Below are 19,045 nucleotides of genomic sequence, written 5' to 3'. Positions count from 1 at the left end.
TTTTTTTTGCATCTAGGAAGGGTTATCAAGTGACTTTTCCAAGGGCTTGGGTGCTTGAGTTACCGCAGGTTGTTTCTCAATCCAATCTTTCAGCCATTTCTTGCGTTGAGATTCGTTATACTGCTTCCAAGTTTCAGCCGCAGACTTGTCTACGCCTTCCTCTGTCGACTCTTTCTCAATTAACCAAGGCATATCACTAAAGAAATTACCAGCCAAAGCACTATCCGCATTTAAAGAAGGAATAGAAATTACAGCATCACGACCAATATCATAGTCATCAACTCCATTTAATCCGACTTGTTTTAGATGAGCAACCGAAAGCTCCAAGTTCGCTTTACCACCAATTACACCACCAAACGGTCTTAGGCCTTTTAACCTAACTCCCGTTGGTGCAACATATTCCAAGTTAAACCTCATGCAGTACATCGTATAGTTTTTGCTCTTAGATAGTTCATTCTCTTTAGTGAGACTACCTACAGCTTCACCTATAAACTCACTCATGGCATCAACTTGTTCTCGATGGTTTTCTGAAATAGATTCAGTAAACATCCATTCTTCGTTTTTATAGGCAAACTCACCAATATGATACATATCGGTGAAGTAAAGAGGACCTTTAACTGGCTTGCCATCATTTCCGTCGAGCGCCAGTTGAATACACATATTCACCGCTTCCCACGGCATACCCAAACGTTCATAAAGTGCTTTTTCATGACTCTCACCCAAAATCAGTACATAAATACTGGCAGGATCGTCTTTCTTTTTGTTTCCCCATGAGAAACCATCACGCCAGATATTATCAGCCGATTGGTACCACTTTCTTTCACTGAAAAAGTTCAAACCAGACGCTTTGGTGTCTATAGCCACCAATTGCTGTTTAATGCCATGAAGTATAGGGATGGTATTTTTGTCTCCCTCACCTGCCATTAAGGTAAAGCTCTCTACCATAAGGTCCTGTTCACGTAGACGCAGTTGCTGCTCTCCCAAGTAGGTATCAAGCAAAACCAGTCTAGTTTCTGTACTTAAAGCGCCAATTTGCAACTCATCTTCAGCATCATCAAACTTCTGCCCCAGACTGTACTCTTGTGGTAAATAAAAACTATGTTGCCCTTGATTTGTTCTAATTCCCAAGCAGTAACGCATATTTTGGAAGCCTCCGCCTTTTACATAGCGCTTAAAGGAATCCGCTTCTGCAAAATAGTCGCTTGGCTGACCCGATATCGCAGCTCCGGAAACTGCCATACTGAACATTGCATCAGAGAACATTAGCTTTGCTTTAGAGGTCATTGGTTTCATACCGTCGATCATCACATCACCGAAGCGGAATGAGGGAATATGCTCAATAGCAATCAACGTAGCGCCGTCATCAATCCCCTGTTGCTTGTAAAAAGCACTTATTCGCCCATCAGGATCAGTTTTGAAGTCACTAACCTTCATTGGCAGCATCCAGTCACTGAAAGCTGGGCCTTTAATATTTTCGAGCCCGTCAACGCGATCGTAGCCAATAGTAACTGGCTTCGCATACTTGTGTTCTTTTTTAAGTATCAACTGCACTTTCACTTTCTCGTATGGACCTAGGCGACTGTTGCTAGATTGCTGAATCCAACTATCATATGACATCCATTCCGGTTCATCACTTTCAGCATAGCGAGCTGACTGAACTAGTATTCGACAATAGCCGATTTCATCTTTCTTTAACTCACTTCCTTGCGGGTTAAATGACTCGGTAAAGTTATCAAACATCGTTTCATTTGGATGTTCAAACAACATAGTTTGTATCGGGAAGATTTGATTAAATGCACCTGACGCTTTAAAGCTATCCCTGTTTTCGGTTATAGAGAGATGAGAAACGTTGCTATTAGTTATTATTGGAGCAGGCCAATGCTGCGCACCTTGTGGCATCTTTGTCGATAATTCGATGTAGTACTCGTTATCACAACGGTTCTTCCAGTTAGCCGCTAAGGTGTTTCCTTTGATCGTATGTACAGACCAATCATCGCTCAAAATGTAATTCTCAATGTATTCCTTCACCTTGTAACGCTCAACCAAAAACCTAAACGAGATATTAGAATTCCGTTTGGTTTGAGATCCTAGGTCAGCAAGTAATAACACTAAGCCATTAATAGCAAGCGCTCGTAGTTGGTAGCGTTTTAACACCTCCTTACGAGCTTCTTCGCTCTCAAGGTGAGTAATGAGCTCCTGATAAGACCTACATTCAATACCTACATCTACCTTACTGCGTCGCAAATCGTTAAGTAACTCGATATGTATTTTTGCTAGCCTTTCAAGCTCACTGACAACCTCATGGCTTTGCTTTAACTCTTCTAGGAAGGAGTCCAACATTAAACTATCAATCACTTTCACCGCAGATATTGCTGTCTTTGACCCCTCTATGGCAAGCATAAACCCTCTTGCCGCAGGAGCTATAGCAGGAATATAGGAAGCGACGTCAACGACACTGTCAAAAATCGCCATTCGCAGTGCGACTTCTGCTTTATCTTGCGCAACCATCTCAGCTTCTAGAGCAAGCCTAGAGCGTTCCATTGCATGCGAGCCATAGCGACTGGGATGAAAGAATATGTTCAGGGATTGCAGGTAAATACGGATTACAACCCGACGGTTTTGTCTTAGATTAGGGTTGTTGCGGTCGACTTTTTCACCTTGTTTGGGAACATAGACAGGTTTACTTTCACCAAAAGCGGCTACCGAAACACGACCTTCAAAAACAGGGAACTCCTTCATGAGCAGTTTTTTCGCATATTCTGCGCGCTCTGCCGAGACCTGCATATTTGCTTTCTCGGTACCAACTTGGCAAGCATGCCCTTCTATCTCGACTCTAAGGTTTGGCTCATTCTCTAAAACGTTGGCAAGAGAAGCAGCAAGCTGTTTAAATATAGATGCATGATCCTTTAACTCTTTTTCACGCGAGTTAAAGGCAAATTCTATTTTTATTCCTGCGCCTCTAGAGCTATTTACGAGAATGGCGTCAATCTGATTGCCAGATTGATCACGCGCATCTTTTAAAGCCTGTTCTAGTTTTTCTTCCTGGATATGGTTAGCTGTCTTCCAAACTGGAATTTGAGCAAGGTAGTCTTTTGTAACTTCTTCTGTTCCTTGCTCTGCTTTATCAACCTTTTTATTTTGATTAACCAGCTGTTTAGCTTTTTTATACAAACTAAGTGCTGTCAATCCCGTTCCGAAGCCATTAAAACCAACGGTTTTACCACCAGAAAGCCAAGCTTCCGCAACTCGCCCGGCAACCACACGTCGGTTACCCAGCCGTGATTCTAAAGAAAGTGCTAGTGCGCTTGCCCGAGCTTCATTGGTGTTAAAAACCTTATCGTGAAATAGCGCCTTCCAACCAATACCCGCGATAGCTGGATTGTGGAGTTCCTGCAACTTATCAAGCGCTTCTTTCGTACTGTAAATACCGTAATACAATTCGCCCGCCGCTTTCATCGCAGGCGGCATCTCGGACTTAACTGCATCCCAATACAGTTTCGAGACGTTATTAAACACCGCTTGGCGGCCATCACGGTCTAAAGTGTCTTGCAAGCTACCGCTCAGCAGCCCTGCTCCTAGCTGAGCAGACACATCTCGGATATTCTTGAGTAACGCAATACTTCTTGAAGCTGGCGTATTGGCAGTTGCACCTTGTACATTACCGTGAAGGTAATGTTTCATATTTCCAAAGTACTGAGGGTATTGATAAATCAAGGATTCCTCAAGGGAGATCATATCGCCACTGACAATAGCAAATTTCCCTAACGGAGTGCTTGAAGAAAAGGTAATCTGTTCACGTAGCTCGTAAGTGTAGACTGTATCTAAGCCTTCAGAAAATTGCTGAATATGAGCGTCTTTAATGAACTGTGGAACGCCATTTTTCATCTGGCTTGGAATAAATTCGACACGGATACTGTATAAGCCTTCTTTAAAATCAGCAGGATCAACGTGAAACATCGCGCATGGGTATTGCTTAGCATTTTCTTCTGAATGCTCATCTTCAGGTAATGCTGCTTGTACTGAAGAACCTATTGTTTTGTATTCCCCACCTTCTTTGGTTGAGTCAAATTTTTGCAAAGTAACCGTCGCACTTTCATAACCTTGATCAGAAAAAACTACAGCGCAACTCGCCACAACAGGTAAAACGAAGCCTTTTAGTGTCTCTCCCGATTCACTTACATCTTCATACCACTTGTTATATTCTGCCTGTTCTTCGCTGAGCCCCCCGTTCGCAGCTGGTTCGTAAGGCTTAGCCAATTGTTCAATGCTGACCTCTGTCAAGGTGAGTTTTGCTTCGCTGTTTTCCAACTGGCTACTCAACTCTGCAACTTTTGTAGCTAACTCTTTGGGGTTTAACTCGGAAAGTGAAGCTATTAAAGGCAAGGGCGGAAAGCGGAAAGTGAAGGTCTGCTCACCCTCTTTGGGTAGATCCCTACCTAACGCATGAATTGTGTGCTCTGGTGTCAGGACCTCAAAAGTCCCATATTGATCGGGCTTTCCATTACCCAGTGAACATAACTTAAATTTATGGTCGGTAGCCCAAAGCTTAGGCCTATCGCTATCGGTGACGTTAAGCATCGGCACTTTCGCTAAAGGGCGAAGATTAGTCACGTCTTTATTTTTAAGCAAGCTAGGCTCTTCGTGCCAAGTTGGATAGACGTTTTTTCTACCCTCCTGAGTAGCAGGAAAATAAGCACCAAACAAATAGTAATTGGCACGCAAAGGTATCGCGTTACAGGTATCATGAGTGCTCACAGTTCATCCCCTTTAACAAAATCACCATTGTTGGCAAAGGCATTGTAAAGAGAAGAATTACTGGCACTGTGGCCCGTCCCTATTTGCTCCCATTTTAAATAAGAACCAAATTCTTTATTTTCTTTTAGTTTACTGAGGATGGCCCGTGCCGCTCCATCCCGAGCATAATTCGCATCTTTACTCAAAATCTCAAAATAGCGCAGTTTACCTACCGCTCGCGGTACGATTTCTTCTGATTGGAAGGTTCTACTTTGGGTATCAATAAGATAACGGTGCGTTCTAGTTTCGGCCCAAGAATAGCGCCCCGTTGGGCTAATTGATTTCTTACGAAAACGGGCTTCATCTGCAGAACGTGAACTATCCGGCACTATCGAGTAAAGCTCCTTTCCCGTGCGCTCATCAAAGACACCAACCCCATATTCATCGACCATATAACGCTTGCCATCATAAATCACGGAGTACTCATTAAACTCTGTGTCTACTTGCTGTTTGTCGCCTGTCGCTAAGGTGTACTTCCAGTCTTTAAACTTGTCTACGTAGTAAAGATAGCTGCTGTCTTCTGCCCATAGAAACTCTGGGTAGCCACGTGAACGACCTAGTTCAATATACTCACCCGTCTTAAGATCTTTAATTACTTTAAACATCCCTTCTGAGGCCGAATAGGCCAAAGCCAAGTAGCGATTATTTGGAGAGACACGCATTAGACGAACTTTGCCAACAAACTCATCTGCGACCAGACGTAAGTCTGTCCCATCCGTTTTGATACTCCACACTTTATCCCTTTGATCATAGTGGTCTTTCGCTTCATTTCGGGCGTTATCCCAACGAAACACTACACGTGGTAAATCATAAGAGCCTTCATTGGTGAGATCTTCACGTGGCCATTCTTTAGCTTTAAAAATAAAGTGTTTAGGTTTACCCGTCTCTTTGTCATAAATAACGTAATTGTTTTCTGTGATATAAACACGACCATCTTCCCACTGTTGAGCATTTTTTTCTGCGATTCGGTCTTGAACCGTCTGAGGTTTTGGCGCGTGTTGTTCAGGTTCCTTGGCCGATTCTTGATTACAGCCAGATAAGACCGCTAAAGTAATCAAGCATAATGTATGACGTAGATTCATCTTATATTCTCTTCGTTATCTTTCTCGATCGCGTTTAATGGTGTGACAACGCAACCCGAATAAGTTGTTTTGTTAACTTGTCTGATCTTTTTTCTTATAAGCCAGTAAATCCGCAATGGGTGTTTGAGCAAAAATGACCGTTTTATTATCTCTTCCGTGATGACTATTGCCCTGATAACCACGGAGAAGATCCACTTCTTTAACCTCTGCAGGCCAACCAGTAAAACGAATCAACCTAGAACCATTCTCTTTTTTTATACATTGGCGCAAGCACACTCGCTGCGACCAATCACCATCGCTTTGCCTTAACTCAAAGTAATCATCTGACTCGTCCAGCGTCGTATAGCCCGGATATTCGAAAACTATCTCGACAGATTTAAGTAAATACACGACCGCTACATTTTTATTTACCTGGCTTCGTAACATTGCGTATTTTTCAGGTTTTGAGGTCGCAGCACTTGGTAATACTGAGAGCAGGCGAACAGAACCGTCTCCAATTTTAAAGCTTTTCTCACTGCTGTAATGGTTAAGATCAGTGACTTTTATGGCCTTGGTTCCGGGATCACTTTCTAGTTCAGATAGTTCACTCTCGCTCAATCGTTTACTGTTATAAGCCAAATATACTTCTTGAGGCTCACCTTTAATCTTGTAAGGAAGCCATATATGCGGGAGAGGGTAACCTTGCGCGCTCCGCTTCACTGGGCTAGAAGCATTAATAGGGCTCAAATTTGTTTCAATCTTTTCTTTGATTTGTGGCTCATAGCCGGTCATGACTATCTCAACTTCTTCCTCAACTAAGTTGAACACTCGAGCCTCTCCAGAACCATTCAAAGAGCCTTCACTTACCACCTTGCCGTTCTGCACGATTTGGAAAGGCTCATAAGCGAAAACACCGCCTGTTTCAGGATTGGTCATATAGATATCGGCGTGCCTTTTGCGTCTAGAGCCTTCACGAACACTATTAATGTCCGTATCTGAAAAGTAACCATTTTCCGTAATTGCCACTTCGCGCCAAATTTTATTGTTCCAAACAACATACACGTAGCCTGATGTAAACACTTCTGCAGCTTCATCTGATTTATCGCTACTAGGGAAGTGCAGCGGAACCACAGGCACCAACACGTTATCCCACTCATCCATCTGAGTGTCTTTATCAACGGGTTGCAGGTCTTCGGCGAGTTTAAGCAGGATTGGCTGTGGTTGGTCGACACATGGGATTTTGATATAGAGCGTTTTGCCCTCAGCTTCGAGATCTTTAAATGTCGCGAGGCTGCGGTGTTTGTTTTCTGTATCAGCCTTGCCTACAGTCACTTTTTCTTTTTGAGTTTCCGTTTTTCCCAACATCAAACATGCCGCGTTGCTAGACCACTGCCCTGCAAACTCGACAACAATTTTTTGGTCTGGGCTTGGCTCAGAAGGTACATGCGTGTAACTGCGAACTAGAGCAACATCGTCAGTAACCTGCTTGTAACCCGCTTTAAAAACTTTGCTTTCATTCGAAGCAGATACAGAGTCAACGAGTGTTTTAAGTCTAGGGAAGCTTTGCAGCTGAGAGTCCGTCAATGGCGACCGACGAGCAACGGTAGATAATGACACCCAATTGCCTTTTCCCAATTCGATTCTTATAGCAGCTAGCAATGCGCTGGTCGTTTTTTTGGCAGAGATGGAAATCTTTTGCGCCAATTCTTTAGGGAGGTTTCTAAGGATGTCATCTGAATTTCGCAAACGCGAAAGCTGTCCTATACACTCGTTCGGTGTAAGAACATAAGATAGCTCGTTGGAGGATAGCTTCGAGCTAGGTATAAATTTGCAAACTAAATGCATTTGAATTCTCCACAACCAACATCGTAAATATGGCTGCGGTGACAATTAAGCTGATAAGGCTTACAAGTACGATTTGGTCTGCGTATCCTACTTACTTAGCCATTTATTTTCAACGAGATAGAAAAATCGCCCGAAATCAAAAACACCAAAAAAATGGTAATTTTTACTATCAAAACATGCGATTTGACCACAATAAAAGCCAGTAACATCACCCACTCTGTCAAAATGGTAAAATCTTACTATCTAAAAAAATTTAATTTATGGACTGAAGTTAACAAAAATCGTAGTAACGTGCGCTTCAGGTAAGCTCGAGGAAATTCAGAAGTTTATAAGGTGCCCTCCTCAGCAACAAACAACAAATTGACTGTTACTGAGGAAGTTTAAATAAAAAGGTGAGCGCATTACGCACTCACAAAAGTAACTGCTCTGAAGCTTGCTAGGATTAAATTTGCTTCATCGCGAGTTAAAGAGGCGAGGTATTACCCATCGACCTCATGCAGAACACTATACTCAGAGTATAGAAACGAGCGTAAATATATAATATTTAAAAAGATTTCCAACGCGACACATTCACCACAGCACCTACCGAGCGACCATCACAATCACGTCATACACACCTAAAAGCAACATTGGCCTAGTTATTATAGTTATTCAGCCTTGTATTAAGACGATTCATTAATTCGAGTAACTTATCAATAAAGGCAGTTATTTTGATAAATATCACAAAAAGTCCCAAATAAATAAAGCGAGCTAAACGCTCGCTTTATTTATGCCGCATTTTTTAAAGTTTTGTTATCACTAAAATATCGGTTGTAGACAGCTCCTAAAGAGGCCGTACTTGCGAAACGATCATAGTTAAATGTTGCTTGGACCTCTTCGGCAGAGGCAGACAGCTTGTTGGTACCATTTACATAAATCGTTACCGCTCCGTCCTTCAGTCCTGAAAGATCTAAATCAATTGTCCATGAGTCTGAAAGCACGGTTGCCATGCCTGTGGCTTCTGTACCATCAGCGTCGACTACTTTGATATCTATGAACTCACCATCTTCAAATCGTTCACTGCTACCACTTACTGTCACGCTTTCCACTCCAGCAACATCGTTGATAACGTCTAGGTGTATTGTTGGTGTGATTGGCATGGAGTAAGCCGTATTCTGGCTACCGGTATTCCCTGATAAGTCTTGGTAGTCACGAACAAGCAACGCCACATTGAGCTCTGACGTACTTGGTACCACCACATCACCAGTCCAAACACTTGGGTCCGCGGTTGCCATTAATGAAGTGATCGTTGTGCCACCTAACTCCGCTGCGGCGGATTGCAGATCTTTATCGAATTCCAGCGTTACCGTCACGCTTTGGCCGATGGCTTGATGCTCAGGAGTAAACGTCACGTTAGTCAGTGTTGGCAAGGATTGCGCGAGAGTAAAGCTCTGGCTTTCACTCACTTCAATACCAGCTGAGTTCGTCCCTGTCACAATCACGGTGTAAGTGCCGTTGGTTTGGTGACTCATGTCCATTGCGTCACTGGTCCAAGTGCCACCAGCTTGTACTGTCGCACTGCTGCTTTTCAATACCGTCGCGCTGCCTTGGGCCTTCACTTCAAGACGCAGGGACTGTCCGTCAAAACGTGTTGACGTGCCTTCGAATTGTAACGTGGCGGCTTGCATTTCATTCACACTGCCCACCGGCGTAATAGCTAAGGTCGGCGTGATCGGCATGGAGTAAGCCGTATTCTGGCTACCGGTATTTCCTGATAAGTCTTGGTAGTCACGAACAAGCAACGCCACATTGAGCTCTGACGTACTTGGTACCACCACATCACCAGTCCAAACGCTTGGATCCCCGGTTGCCACTAATGAGGTGATCGTCGTACCACCTAACTCCGCCACAGCACCTTGCAATGCTTTATCGAATTCCAGCGTTACCGTCACGCTTTGGCCGATGGCTTGGTGCTCAGGCGTGAACGTGACGTTAGTCAGCGTTGGCAGAGACTGCGCGAGTGTAAAGCTCTGGCTTTCACTCACTTCAATGCCCGCAGAGTTCGTCCCCGTCACCATCACAGTATAAGTGCCGTTGGTTTGATGACTCATATCAATCGCGTCACTGGTCCAAGTGCCACCGGCTTGTACCGTTGCACTGCTGCTTTTCAATACGGCAGCGCTGCCTTGTGCTTTCACTTCAAGACGCAGGGGCTGACCGTCAAAACGTGTCGACGTACCTTCGAATTGTAGCGTGGCGGCATGCGTTTCATTCACACTGCCCACTGGAGTGATGGCTAAGGTCGGCGTGATCGGCATGGAGTAAGCCGTATTCTGGCTACCTGTATTCCCTGATAAGTCTTGGTAGTCACGAACCAGCAACGCCACATTGAGCTCTGACGTGCTTGGTACCACCACATCACCAGTCCAAACGCTTGGGTCCGCGGTTGCCACTAATGAAGTGATCGTTGTACCACCTAACTCCGCAGTGGCAGCTTGCAATGCTTTATCAAATTCCAGCGTCACCGTCACGCTTTGGCCGATGGCTTGATGCTCAGGCGTGAACGTGACGTTAGTCAGCGTTGGCAGAGACTGCGCCAGTGTAAAGCTCTGGCTTTCACTCACTTCAATACCCGCTGAGTTCGTCCCCGTCACCATCACGGTATAAGTGCCATTGGTTTGGTGACTCATATCCATTGCGTCACTGGTCCAAGTACCACCGGCTTGTACCGTTGCGCTGCTGCTTTTCAATACCGTCGCGCCGCCTTGGGCTTTCACTTCAAGACGCAGGGACTGACCGTCAAAACGTGTCGACGTACCTTCGAATTGTAGCGTGGCAGCATGCGTTTCATCCACACTGCCCACTGGCGTAATAGCTAAGGTCGGTGTGATCGGCATGGAGTAAGCCGTGTTCTGGCTACCTGTATTCCCTGATAAGTCTTGGTAGTCACGAACCAGCAACGCCACATTGAGCTCTGACGCACTTGGTACCACCACATCACCAGTCCAAACACTCGGATCCGATGTTGCGACTAATGAAGTGATCGTCGTACCGCCTAACTCCGCAGTGGCAGCTTGCAATGCTTTATCGAATTCCAATGTTACCATCACGCTTTGGCCGATGGCTTGGTGCTCAGGCGTGAACGTGACGTTAGTCAGCGTTGGCAGAGACTGCGCGAGTGTAAAGCTCTGGCTTTCACTCACTTCAATGCCCGCTGAGTTCGTCCCCGTCACCATCACGGTATAAGTGCCATTGGTTTGTTGACTCATATCAATCGCGTCACTGGTCCAAGTGCCACCGGCTCGTATCGTTGCGCTGCTGCTTTTCAATACCGTCGCGCCGCCTTGGGCTTTCACTTCAAGACGCAGGGACTGGCCGTCAAAGCGTGTCGACGTACCTTCGAATTGTAACGTGGCGGCATGCGTTTCATCCACACTGCCCACTGGAGTGATAGCTAAGGTCGGCGTGATAGGTAATTCGTGAACGGTGTTATCCTCCCCTATGTTACCAGTCAAATCTTTAAACTGACTAACAACCAAGTCGACACTTAACAGCGTGGTGCTCGGAACTTGTACATCACCAACCCAGACCTTTTTATCTGCCGTTGCGGACAGAGAACTGATGCGATTGCCGCCAAGCTTGGCGGTCGCCTCTTGGATCTCTTTATCAAACTCAAGCGAGACACTCACGCTTTGACCCACACTCTGATGCTCGGGGTTAAATGTCACATTGGTTAGTTTTGGTAAGGTTCCTTCAACCGCGATACTTAAGCTGCTTCCTTTTCCAGGAATTGTGTTGGTACTTTGATAGCTATTGTCTTCTACCTGAATAGTGATATTTTTATCTTGTTTTTCTGGGCTGACATAGTTAACCGTCCACGTAATATTGTCTGAAGTCGACCAAGTATCTTGTTTTAACGTTCCTGTTGCACCGCTATCACTAGCGACAAGATGGACATCTGAGATATCAAAGTTCGTAACTTCTTCTGTAAAGTTAAACGCAAGCGTAATCTCTTCGCCTCCAAAAAGAGGGGCGCTTGAGGCGGTAGAGATACTTAGCCCGGGAACGGTTGCCGCTTCCACATGCGCGTCAATAGAACTTTCGCTCTTGTTATCCACCTTGTCTGTTGCTGCCACCGTGATCGTATGATCGCCTTTAGGTAACAAATAGCTTATGACATAAGGCCCCGCTTCAGTTGTCGGCTCAGTAATCGCTTGAGGAGCCACAGTGCTGCCACCACTCACCGCTTTTGACGTGACGAGGTTTAAATTTTTATCTGTAATGTATGCGCTAATTTCTAGCTGATACTTATCATTTGTCGGTACCTTAGAAATTTGATTAGCACTTAAGCCAGAAATACTTGGAACGTCATAATCAACAATAGACTCGATAACTTGTCCATCATAACTTTTGCCTAGTAATTCAAAGCTTGTATTCTCTCTTCCAACTGAGTCCGTCACCGTCACCTTAAGGGTATATGACCCTTGGTTATCGACGGCAAAGTTCATCATTCCATTACCACTAGATGAGATAACATCACCTGAGTAACGCAAGGAATCGCCGAGGCTTGGAATAAGCTCCACAGAATATTGTGAAGCTTTCACTCTTTCTCCTTCCACCGTAGATAGCGTAAACGGCTGGCTCGCCTTGGTTAAAAACAGTTTCCCACCCTGCAAACTCGTAATTCCATCGAAATCAACTGTGACTTTAGGAACACTAATATCAATGACTTTTCTGATATCAGAATACAGTCCGACGCTATCTGTCGCTTTGATGTCTACTGTGATTGAACCACGCCCCTCTAACTGAGATTTCGGTAGTTCAAAGTACGTAGATGAACCATTCCCATCCTCTACTCTTTCTTCTTGATAACTCGGGTTTAAAACCGAGTAGTTTACTTTTGCGAGGCTGCTACCAGTGTCCGTTATATCAAAACGAAAACGAACATTATCAGGATTTGTTGGCGATTCGGTTACGATAATCTCATCGCCAACACTTGGAGGTGTGTTGTCAACTTTAATATCAACGGTCGCTTCACCGACTCTCGACCACACATCCGTTGCGGTAATAATTGTCCTGATCGTTTTTCCATCAGCATCGCTAGGAAGCTCACTTGTAAATGTTGAACACTTGTAGGTTGGGTCATCTGCACACACTTCCAATTGCGCAAACTTCTCCGGATTATCTTTATAGTTGTAGGACTCCGTTCCAAATCTGGCCATCACATTGTCTAGCCTAGAGTTTTCATACAACTTAATTCTGAATTTAGCGACAAGCTGCTGGCCATTAATGGTTGTGTTTCCAACCGGATCAGTAATTTCAACGACTACCGAACCTTTAGGTAATTCAAGCAGTAGCTCATGCTCTGGCGTCAAGTTTCCTGCTAAATCAGATACGTTCTTGATTTTGTATTCTTGAGTTGTACTCAGACCATCAATAATATCGGCGTAGGATTCAGAGTACGTACACTTGATATTTCCAACACCTTTGGCACAGGTCGTTGGTGTATAAGCTTTGTTGCCAAGATTACGAACCAGCTTTGGATATTTATCTGAACTTTCAGTATTCACGCCTGACAAAGCATCATTGAAAGAGAGCTCAAATGTGAGCATCTTCTTCTTCAAAGCTTCATCAAACCAAACATCACTTCCTTTAAAACTGTATGAGTTACCATCTACGACTGTCGGTGCATCAATATCCACCATCGAGAAATTGAACTTGTTGATCGTTTCACGCCCATTTGTACCCAAGGTTTTAGTGATCAAAGTGACAGGTGCTTTGGTCATGTTTTGCCCAACATTGACACTACAACTGTAAGGTTCTTGCGATACGTTGATAACACCAGAAGTTGGTTGCTCATTAGTTGGTGGCGCATCTAGAGAGTTGTACTCTTCACGAACCCAGCACTCTAACGTTTTGGCTTTGACCGCACTCAATGTAGTAAAGGTGACATCAAGAACACCATCAGATAAGTAGTTCTGGAAGTCCAGCGGACTTGCAACCGAGAGAACCACGCCTTCACGCTGTACGCTAAAGGTTTGGTTTACTTTTCCAACCTTTCTGTCTTTTTCGGCAAGGTAACGAACTTTGTTGTAAACTTTGATATCAAGTTCATAATTACCATCTTTGGCAATTTGTGTAGAAAGCAGCGTTGCCGTCCAAGTGCCATCTGCGGTTTCTGAGAACGTAAAGTTAGTCCCGTTTTGCTCTCCAGAAAATCTATACGTTGAGTCAATTCGATCAACGCCACTATCATCAACAATATCAAGCGTAAGTACGATATTTCCATCTTGATAAATGGTGTTGTTTGTAATTGGCGTTCCATCCGTGTAACTCATCGCTAGCGTTACCTGCGGGATGGAATTGTACACTTTAACGGTAAAATCTTGCTCACCATTGGTTAAGGTTGTGTTGCCACGAACATCAGCCCCTTTTAAACGAATCTTGTGTGTACCTGTGCCTAAATCACCAAGGCTCACTTTGAGATCTTCATTGATTTTTTTACCTGGAGAGCCAGGTAATGGCTCCAGATCGCTAAACGTCCAATACTCTAAGCTTTCTCGGTTTACACCATTAATTGAAATATCACCGTTGGCATTTAGGTCTAACGCCGTTAGGTCAAAGACATAGTTTCCTAAGTAGTAGTCATTCGCATTGAAACCACTTAACCCTAATGTTGGCCCATCACGATCAAGAATAACCTTGCTCGTGTTAGAACTAGATTCAAAACCGTAAATATCGGTTGCTTTTACATACAGTGACGTCGTTTTTTCATCTTCAGAAATGTCTATTTTATCTGTGTCACTCTTAATGAGAGACATTACAAACTCTTTAGATGAATCCGTTGGCACAATTGTCTTAATTGGCGAATCTTTACCATTCTGATATAGAGAGACTTGCTCAATGTCTGAATCGTCTATTACAGATTTAAATCGCACGTTGAACTCACGCCCGACAACGTAGTTCTCTTTGGACAATGTGTCTTCAACCCAAGGCGTATTTAGGATGATTTCTGGGCCTTTGTTATCGACTTGGAATGTGAATTTCCCTGTTGTACTAACATTGGCAGGATAAGCGTTGTCCGTCGCAGTGACATAAAATTCATTCCATTCATCGTAATCAAATGCTTTTGAAACCAGTTGGACTTTGACGTCAGGTTGTTCACCAACTAGGTATGGTACGTCACACGTCTCTGTTAGAGGGTCACAGCTTTCTAATGTCAGTGCCTGACCAGACCCTCGGCGAAGATCTATTTTTACATTATTGCCGGGGCTTAACGTCCCCCAATCAATAACAGGTGTCCATTGGTTGTTACCGCCTAAACGACTTTGAACCTGCTCACTTTTTACAATAGGAGCTTCAGAGTCGATACGAATATTGAATCTCGGAGCCGTGCTAGTTAACTCTGAAACGGAGTTACCTAAATTATCCTCTGCCGCTGCAACGACTAACCAATCACCATCACCCGGGTAAATCGTCGCGCCTTGATTTGAACAAAGCTCCCCAGTACATAATTTGACTTTAAAGGCGTCTTTCGAGTTATTCGCAAAGTCCTCTGGTGTGTATGTGACTTTTTCACCCGTTTGCTGGTAGAAAACAAGACCTCTTGAAGAAAGCTTGTCACCCACAACGTCTTCAACCTTGAAGGTCAATTCATGGGTATTTTGGGCATTTAAATAAATACCGTCTTCTACAGGTTTACCATCGACATCATTAGGTGGGAGGTAACTCGTTTTAGGGAAATCATTATCAATAAATACCGTTTCTATGAACGGAGCTTTGCCATCGTAACCATACGCATTACCATGTGGGTCCATGGCACTGGTTTCCACAGCAAACTCTACAATATCTTTTAGTTCACTAGACTGAGAGTTAAGGGTAAAGAGGTACTCTTTTCGATAAGCATTGCTGTTGCCAGGGTTCTCTACAATGTTGATGTCCAGCGGTATTTCAATGTTTGGCTCACTGGCTTGATACCACATCGTGCTAAACTTCGGACCATAAGCGTCGGTTTCTACAATACCAGAAGGATCGTCTAGGATAATTTTAGAAACAACTTCACCAGCAATATAAAGCCTATTGCCAACCATCGTCTCTCGACCGCTTTCAATCGTTAATTTTGGCTGTGGAGGCAAGATATCGATACTGCTACCCTCTGTATCAAAAATGTTCTTACCATTTAAGTTAGGATTAGCCATCGAAATATCATCAGCATAGAGCTGCGCGATATTGGTCTCAATACCGTATTTGCTCGCCATGATTTCGTAATACGATTGCGCTAAATCCTTTCGATAAGTATCGGAACCGAATTGATAAGAATTGAGCATAACCTGACGTCCACCAACACCAATACCATTCGCTTTTCCATCAAAGCTCAAATCATCGTAAATAGCGGAGGCAAAATCTAATGAGTTATTTCTCGGCATTCCTTGAGCAATACTATCGATAGCTTCGACAAGAAATCGGTGTAGATAATCGTTTGATGGCTTTTCTGGAATCGCTTTGGTAGCAAGCATTTCGTTCGTTGCATAAGGCACAACCGTTGGATCAAACCCAAAGAATGAATTGTTGTTCGTACCTGATAACGCGTAGCGCACCTCATCAAAAATTTGAATCGCACGCTCAGAAGTTTTCTCTCCGGCAGTGACTTGATCCCACTGGAAATCAAACAAGCTAGTCTGATATGTCGATAGTTCAGTAATATAGTAAGTCTGAGAGCCATTGAGCTTAAAGTACACACCAATATTGGCCTTGTTTAAATCAACCGTTACTTTTTTGGTTCCTGGATCTCTTTTCCATTGATAGTAGTATGGCTCGCTGCCCTCGATACCAATTAAACGAACGCGCATGAAGTCATAATTCACAACATCAGTTGTGGTTTCACAACTCGCGACGTCAAGAGCCATTGATTGATCACTTTCCAATTGTTGGATAGTGGTACAACTCGCAAGTGAAGTGAATTCACCATTTGGACTCAACCCTTCAAGTTGCGCTCGCGCACCAATAAATGGTGTCACCACTTTTATAGTTGGCAGATCAAAGCTACTTCTAAAATATACTTCTCTTGGAGTGCTTTCGTTATCAGACTCATCGACGGTTTGAATGACTAACTTTTGACTACTGTTTTCTGATACCGATTTAAAGCTGTCACCCAAAATATCTCTTACAAATGGAATGTAATAGATGACATCCTCTACTCGCCCATTGCTATCTAACAGCGTTTCGTGCGGTATTTTTGCGATGTAGTCATCATCCGATGCGGTTGTATCAATAACCTGCTGAAGTGAGTAATTATTATCGTTATTTTGGCTGACATAATACTTGACGACGAGCTTCAGTTTATTGGCGTTGGAGCCTAAAACCGTATCGGTATTTACGTCTGAGACTTTCACACGAACATAAGGGATTTTATTCTCTTTCAACAAGTTAGCGTTGAAGTTACTAAAATCTACCCCTTTTAATGAATTCTGAATCCCTATACTTGCGTACGCATAGTCAATCTTCAAGAAGTCGCGGCTCGCTTGAACATTGTCTGGGGTATACGTATCTTGAGAGTAGATACCATCGTAAGTGGTTCGTTCACCATCTAAACCCACATTTACGTACGTCATTGACGTACCTTCAGGATAGGTTATCGTCTGTGCTGGCGCTTGATCGTCACGACTTACTGCATGCTGAGCGGTGCCCGTATTACCTTTGCTATCCTTCGCTCGAACCTCAAAGACCGTCGTAGATAGGAATTCATCAGTTGGGTAAGCCTTACTAAACTCACAAGCATTTCCAGACTCTACAGTTACAGGAGAACATGTGACGTCCTCATGTAAGCCATCTTTAAATGAAATACTGACCGAACTAATCTCTTGCGAGCTTTCTTTTACAACCCCTTTCAGAACATACTCTTTAAGTTGATTATTAATTGCACTCGCCGATGTAATATCAATAACAGGCGCATCGTTATCCCATTCAAAGTTGATATGAAGACCCGAATGGCTGCCTGGAATTAACTCATTACCCAATACATCCGCTGTATATAAGACTAACCGTGCTGCTGTTACGTTTGAGAGCCCTGTGGCAGGGTTCATATCCACACTATCGATCTCTTTGGTATTAATGTTAACTTTAACGTTGGTCTCTCGAAGGCCAACTTCAAAATCATCAAATTCAACCGAACAGAATGTGCTTCCAAAATCTTGTATGTCGTTACATTGAAATTCACCAGACCAAGAGCCATTAATCTGATACTGAATAAAGGCGGATACGTCTTCTACACCGATATCATCTACAATCTTTAGATCAACTTTATCGGTGCCAGCGAGCACATCACTGTCCGTACGAGTAACTATTGGCGCATCTGTATCGATATCCGTACCATCTCGCGGTGGAATGACGCCATCAGTACTGCCATATGTACCTAAGTCATTAAGCTTCTTACTAAAGTCGACATAGTCTGCGGCATCAGTACCAGAGATATTGACACTTGGATCGTTTACCACGATCAGAACATGCTGAGATAAATCACGTGTATAAATGTCGCTATTTATCTTTTTCTGTCCAAAGCTGAGGGGAGTCACTGCTCCTGAAGTCTGGCTCACTTCAAGACCATCAAGAACACCATCGGCAATAACATCCCGATATTGGATGTCAGCGAAATGCATTGAAGTGTAGACGTTATCGCTGTTGCCGTATTTTTTTATAAGATCGTAAGAGTAAGACGAGTATGCAGTTAATAAAGCGCCGTATTGATGCCCAGCACTAGCAAAACTACTTTGCCCACCTTTGGTTATATCAATAGGTTTGGTCTCATTTACGTCAAACCCATACATGCTATTGATACTATCCAAAGCGGTTGAAAAGGCACTCTCATCTGTGGATCCTTGAGAAATTTTGTACTTTGCCAAGCCTGCTGCCAAGTTCGACAGCGGAGTAAGCATTAACTTTTGCTCACTCCCCTCTTTAAAGTTCACAACACCTTCAAATTTAAGTGTCTTCGCATTGCTCACTGATACCGTTTCATTCGTAAACGGGTCGGTATAACTCCCCTCTTTTGCAACAACAAAAAGAGGCATTGAAGACGATTCAAACTCTAGCAGATAGTTTCCGAACGCATCAGACGTCGTGTTAGCCAACTTCCGGCCTAAGTTTCCATTTTTGAACTCGAAAACCTCAATCTTTGCGCCATTTACAGGGGCGTCAAAAACCATACCGGAAATGCTTCCTTTGCTTCTAGCTGGAGGTGTGTTGTCTCCTCCATCACCACCACCACATGCACTCAATAAAAGAGATGTAAGCGTAAGACCTAATGTTAATTTCAGCGTATTTTTAGCGAACATAGTAATTTGGCAAAATATATTTTGCCGAGATTATAT

At 43.7% G+C, this 19,045-nt stretch carries 4 protein-coding genes; all 4 read right to left on the bottom strand.

Annotated features, from left to right (window positions below):
- Positions 1-12: 12 nt before the first annotated feature.
- The 4 genes from P4S59_RS19285 to P4S59_RS19270 all read right to left on the bottom strand — a co-directional run bounded on the left by P4S59_RS19285 (position 13) and on the right by P4S59_RS19270 (position 18,880).
- The gene (locus P4S59_RS19285) at positions 13-4,755 is read right to left on the bottom strand and encodes an OmpA family protein (RefSeq protein ID WP_337168884.1); all 4,743 of its coding nucleotides are present in this window, start codon (positions 4,753-4,755) and stop codon (positions 13-15) included.
- Positions 4,752-5,876 carry a Tricorn protease domain-containing protein gene (locus P4S59_RS19280; RefSeq protein WP_151515697.1) on the bottom strand — a complete coding sequence of 375 codons (1,125 nt, stop codon included), beginning with the start codon at positions 5,874-5,876 and terminating at the stop codon, positions 4,752-4,754. Before P4S59_RS19280 ends, P4S59_RS19285 begins: the two co-directional genes overlap by 4 nt.
- A gap of 72 nt (positions 5,877-5,948) precedes the next feature.
- Positions 5,949-7,700 carry a hypothetical protein gene (locus tag P4S59_RS19275; RefSeq protein ID WP_337168883.1) on the bottom strand — a complete coding sequence of 584 codons (1,752 nt, stop codon included), beginning with the start codon at positions 7,698-7,700 and terminating at the stop codon, positions 5,949-5,951.
- A gap of 767 nt (positions 7,701-8,467) precedes the next feature.
- Positions 8,468-18,880: a tandem large repeat gene (locus tag P4S59_RS19270; RefSeq protein WP_337168882.1), complete on the bottom strand. Its 10,413-nt coding sequence runs from the start codon at positions 18,878-18,880 to the stop codon at positions 8,468-8,470.
- Positions 18,881-19,045: the final 165 nt, after the last annotated feature.

The sequence above is a fragment of the Vibrio sp. M60_M70 genome, assembly GCF_037162085.1.
Lineage (GTDB): Bacteria > Pseudomonadota > Gammaproteobacteria > Enterobacterales > Vibrionaceae > Vibrio > Vibrio diabolicus.
The sequence above is the reverse complement of the archived record's forward strand: the minus strand, read 5'-3'. Positions and strand labels throughout refer to the sequence as shown.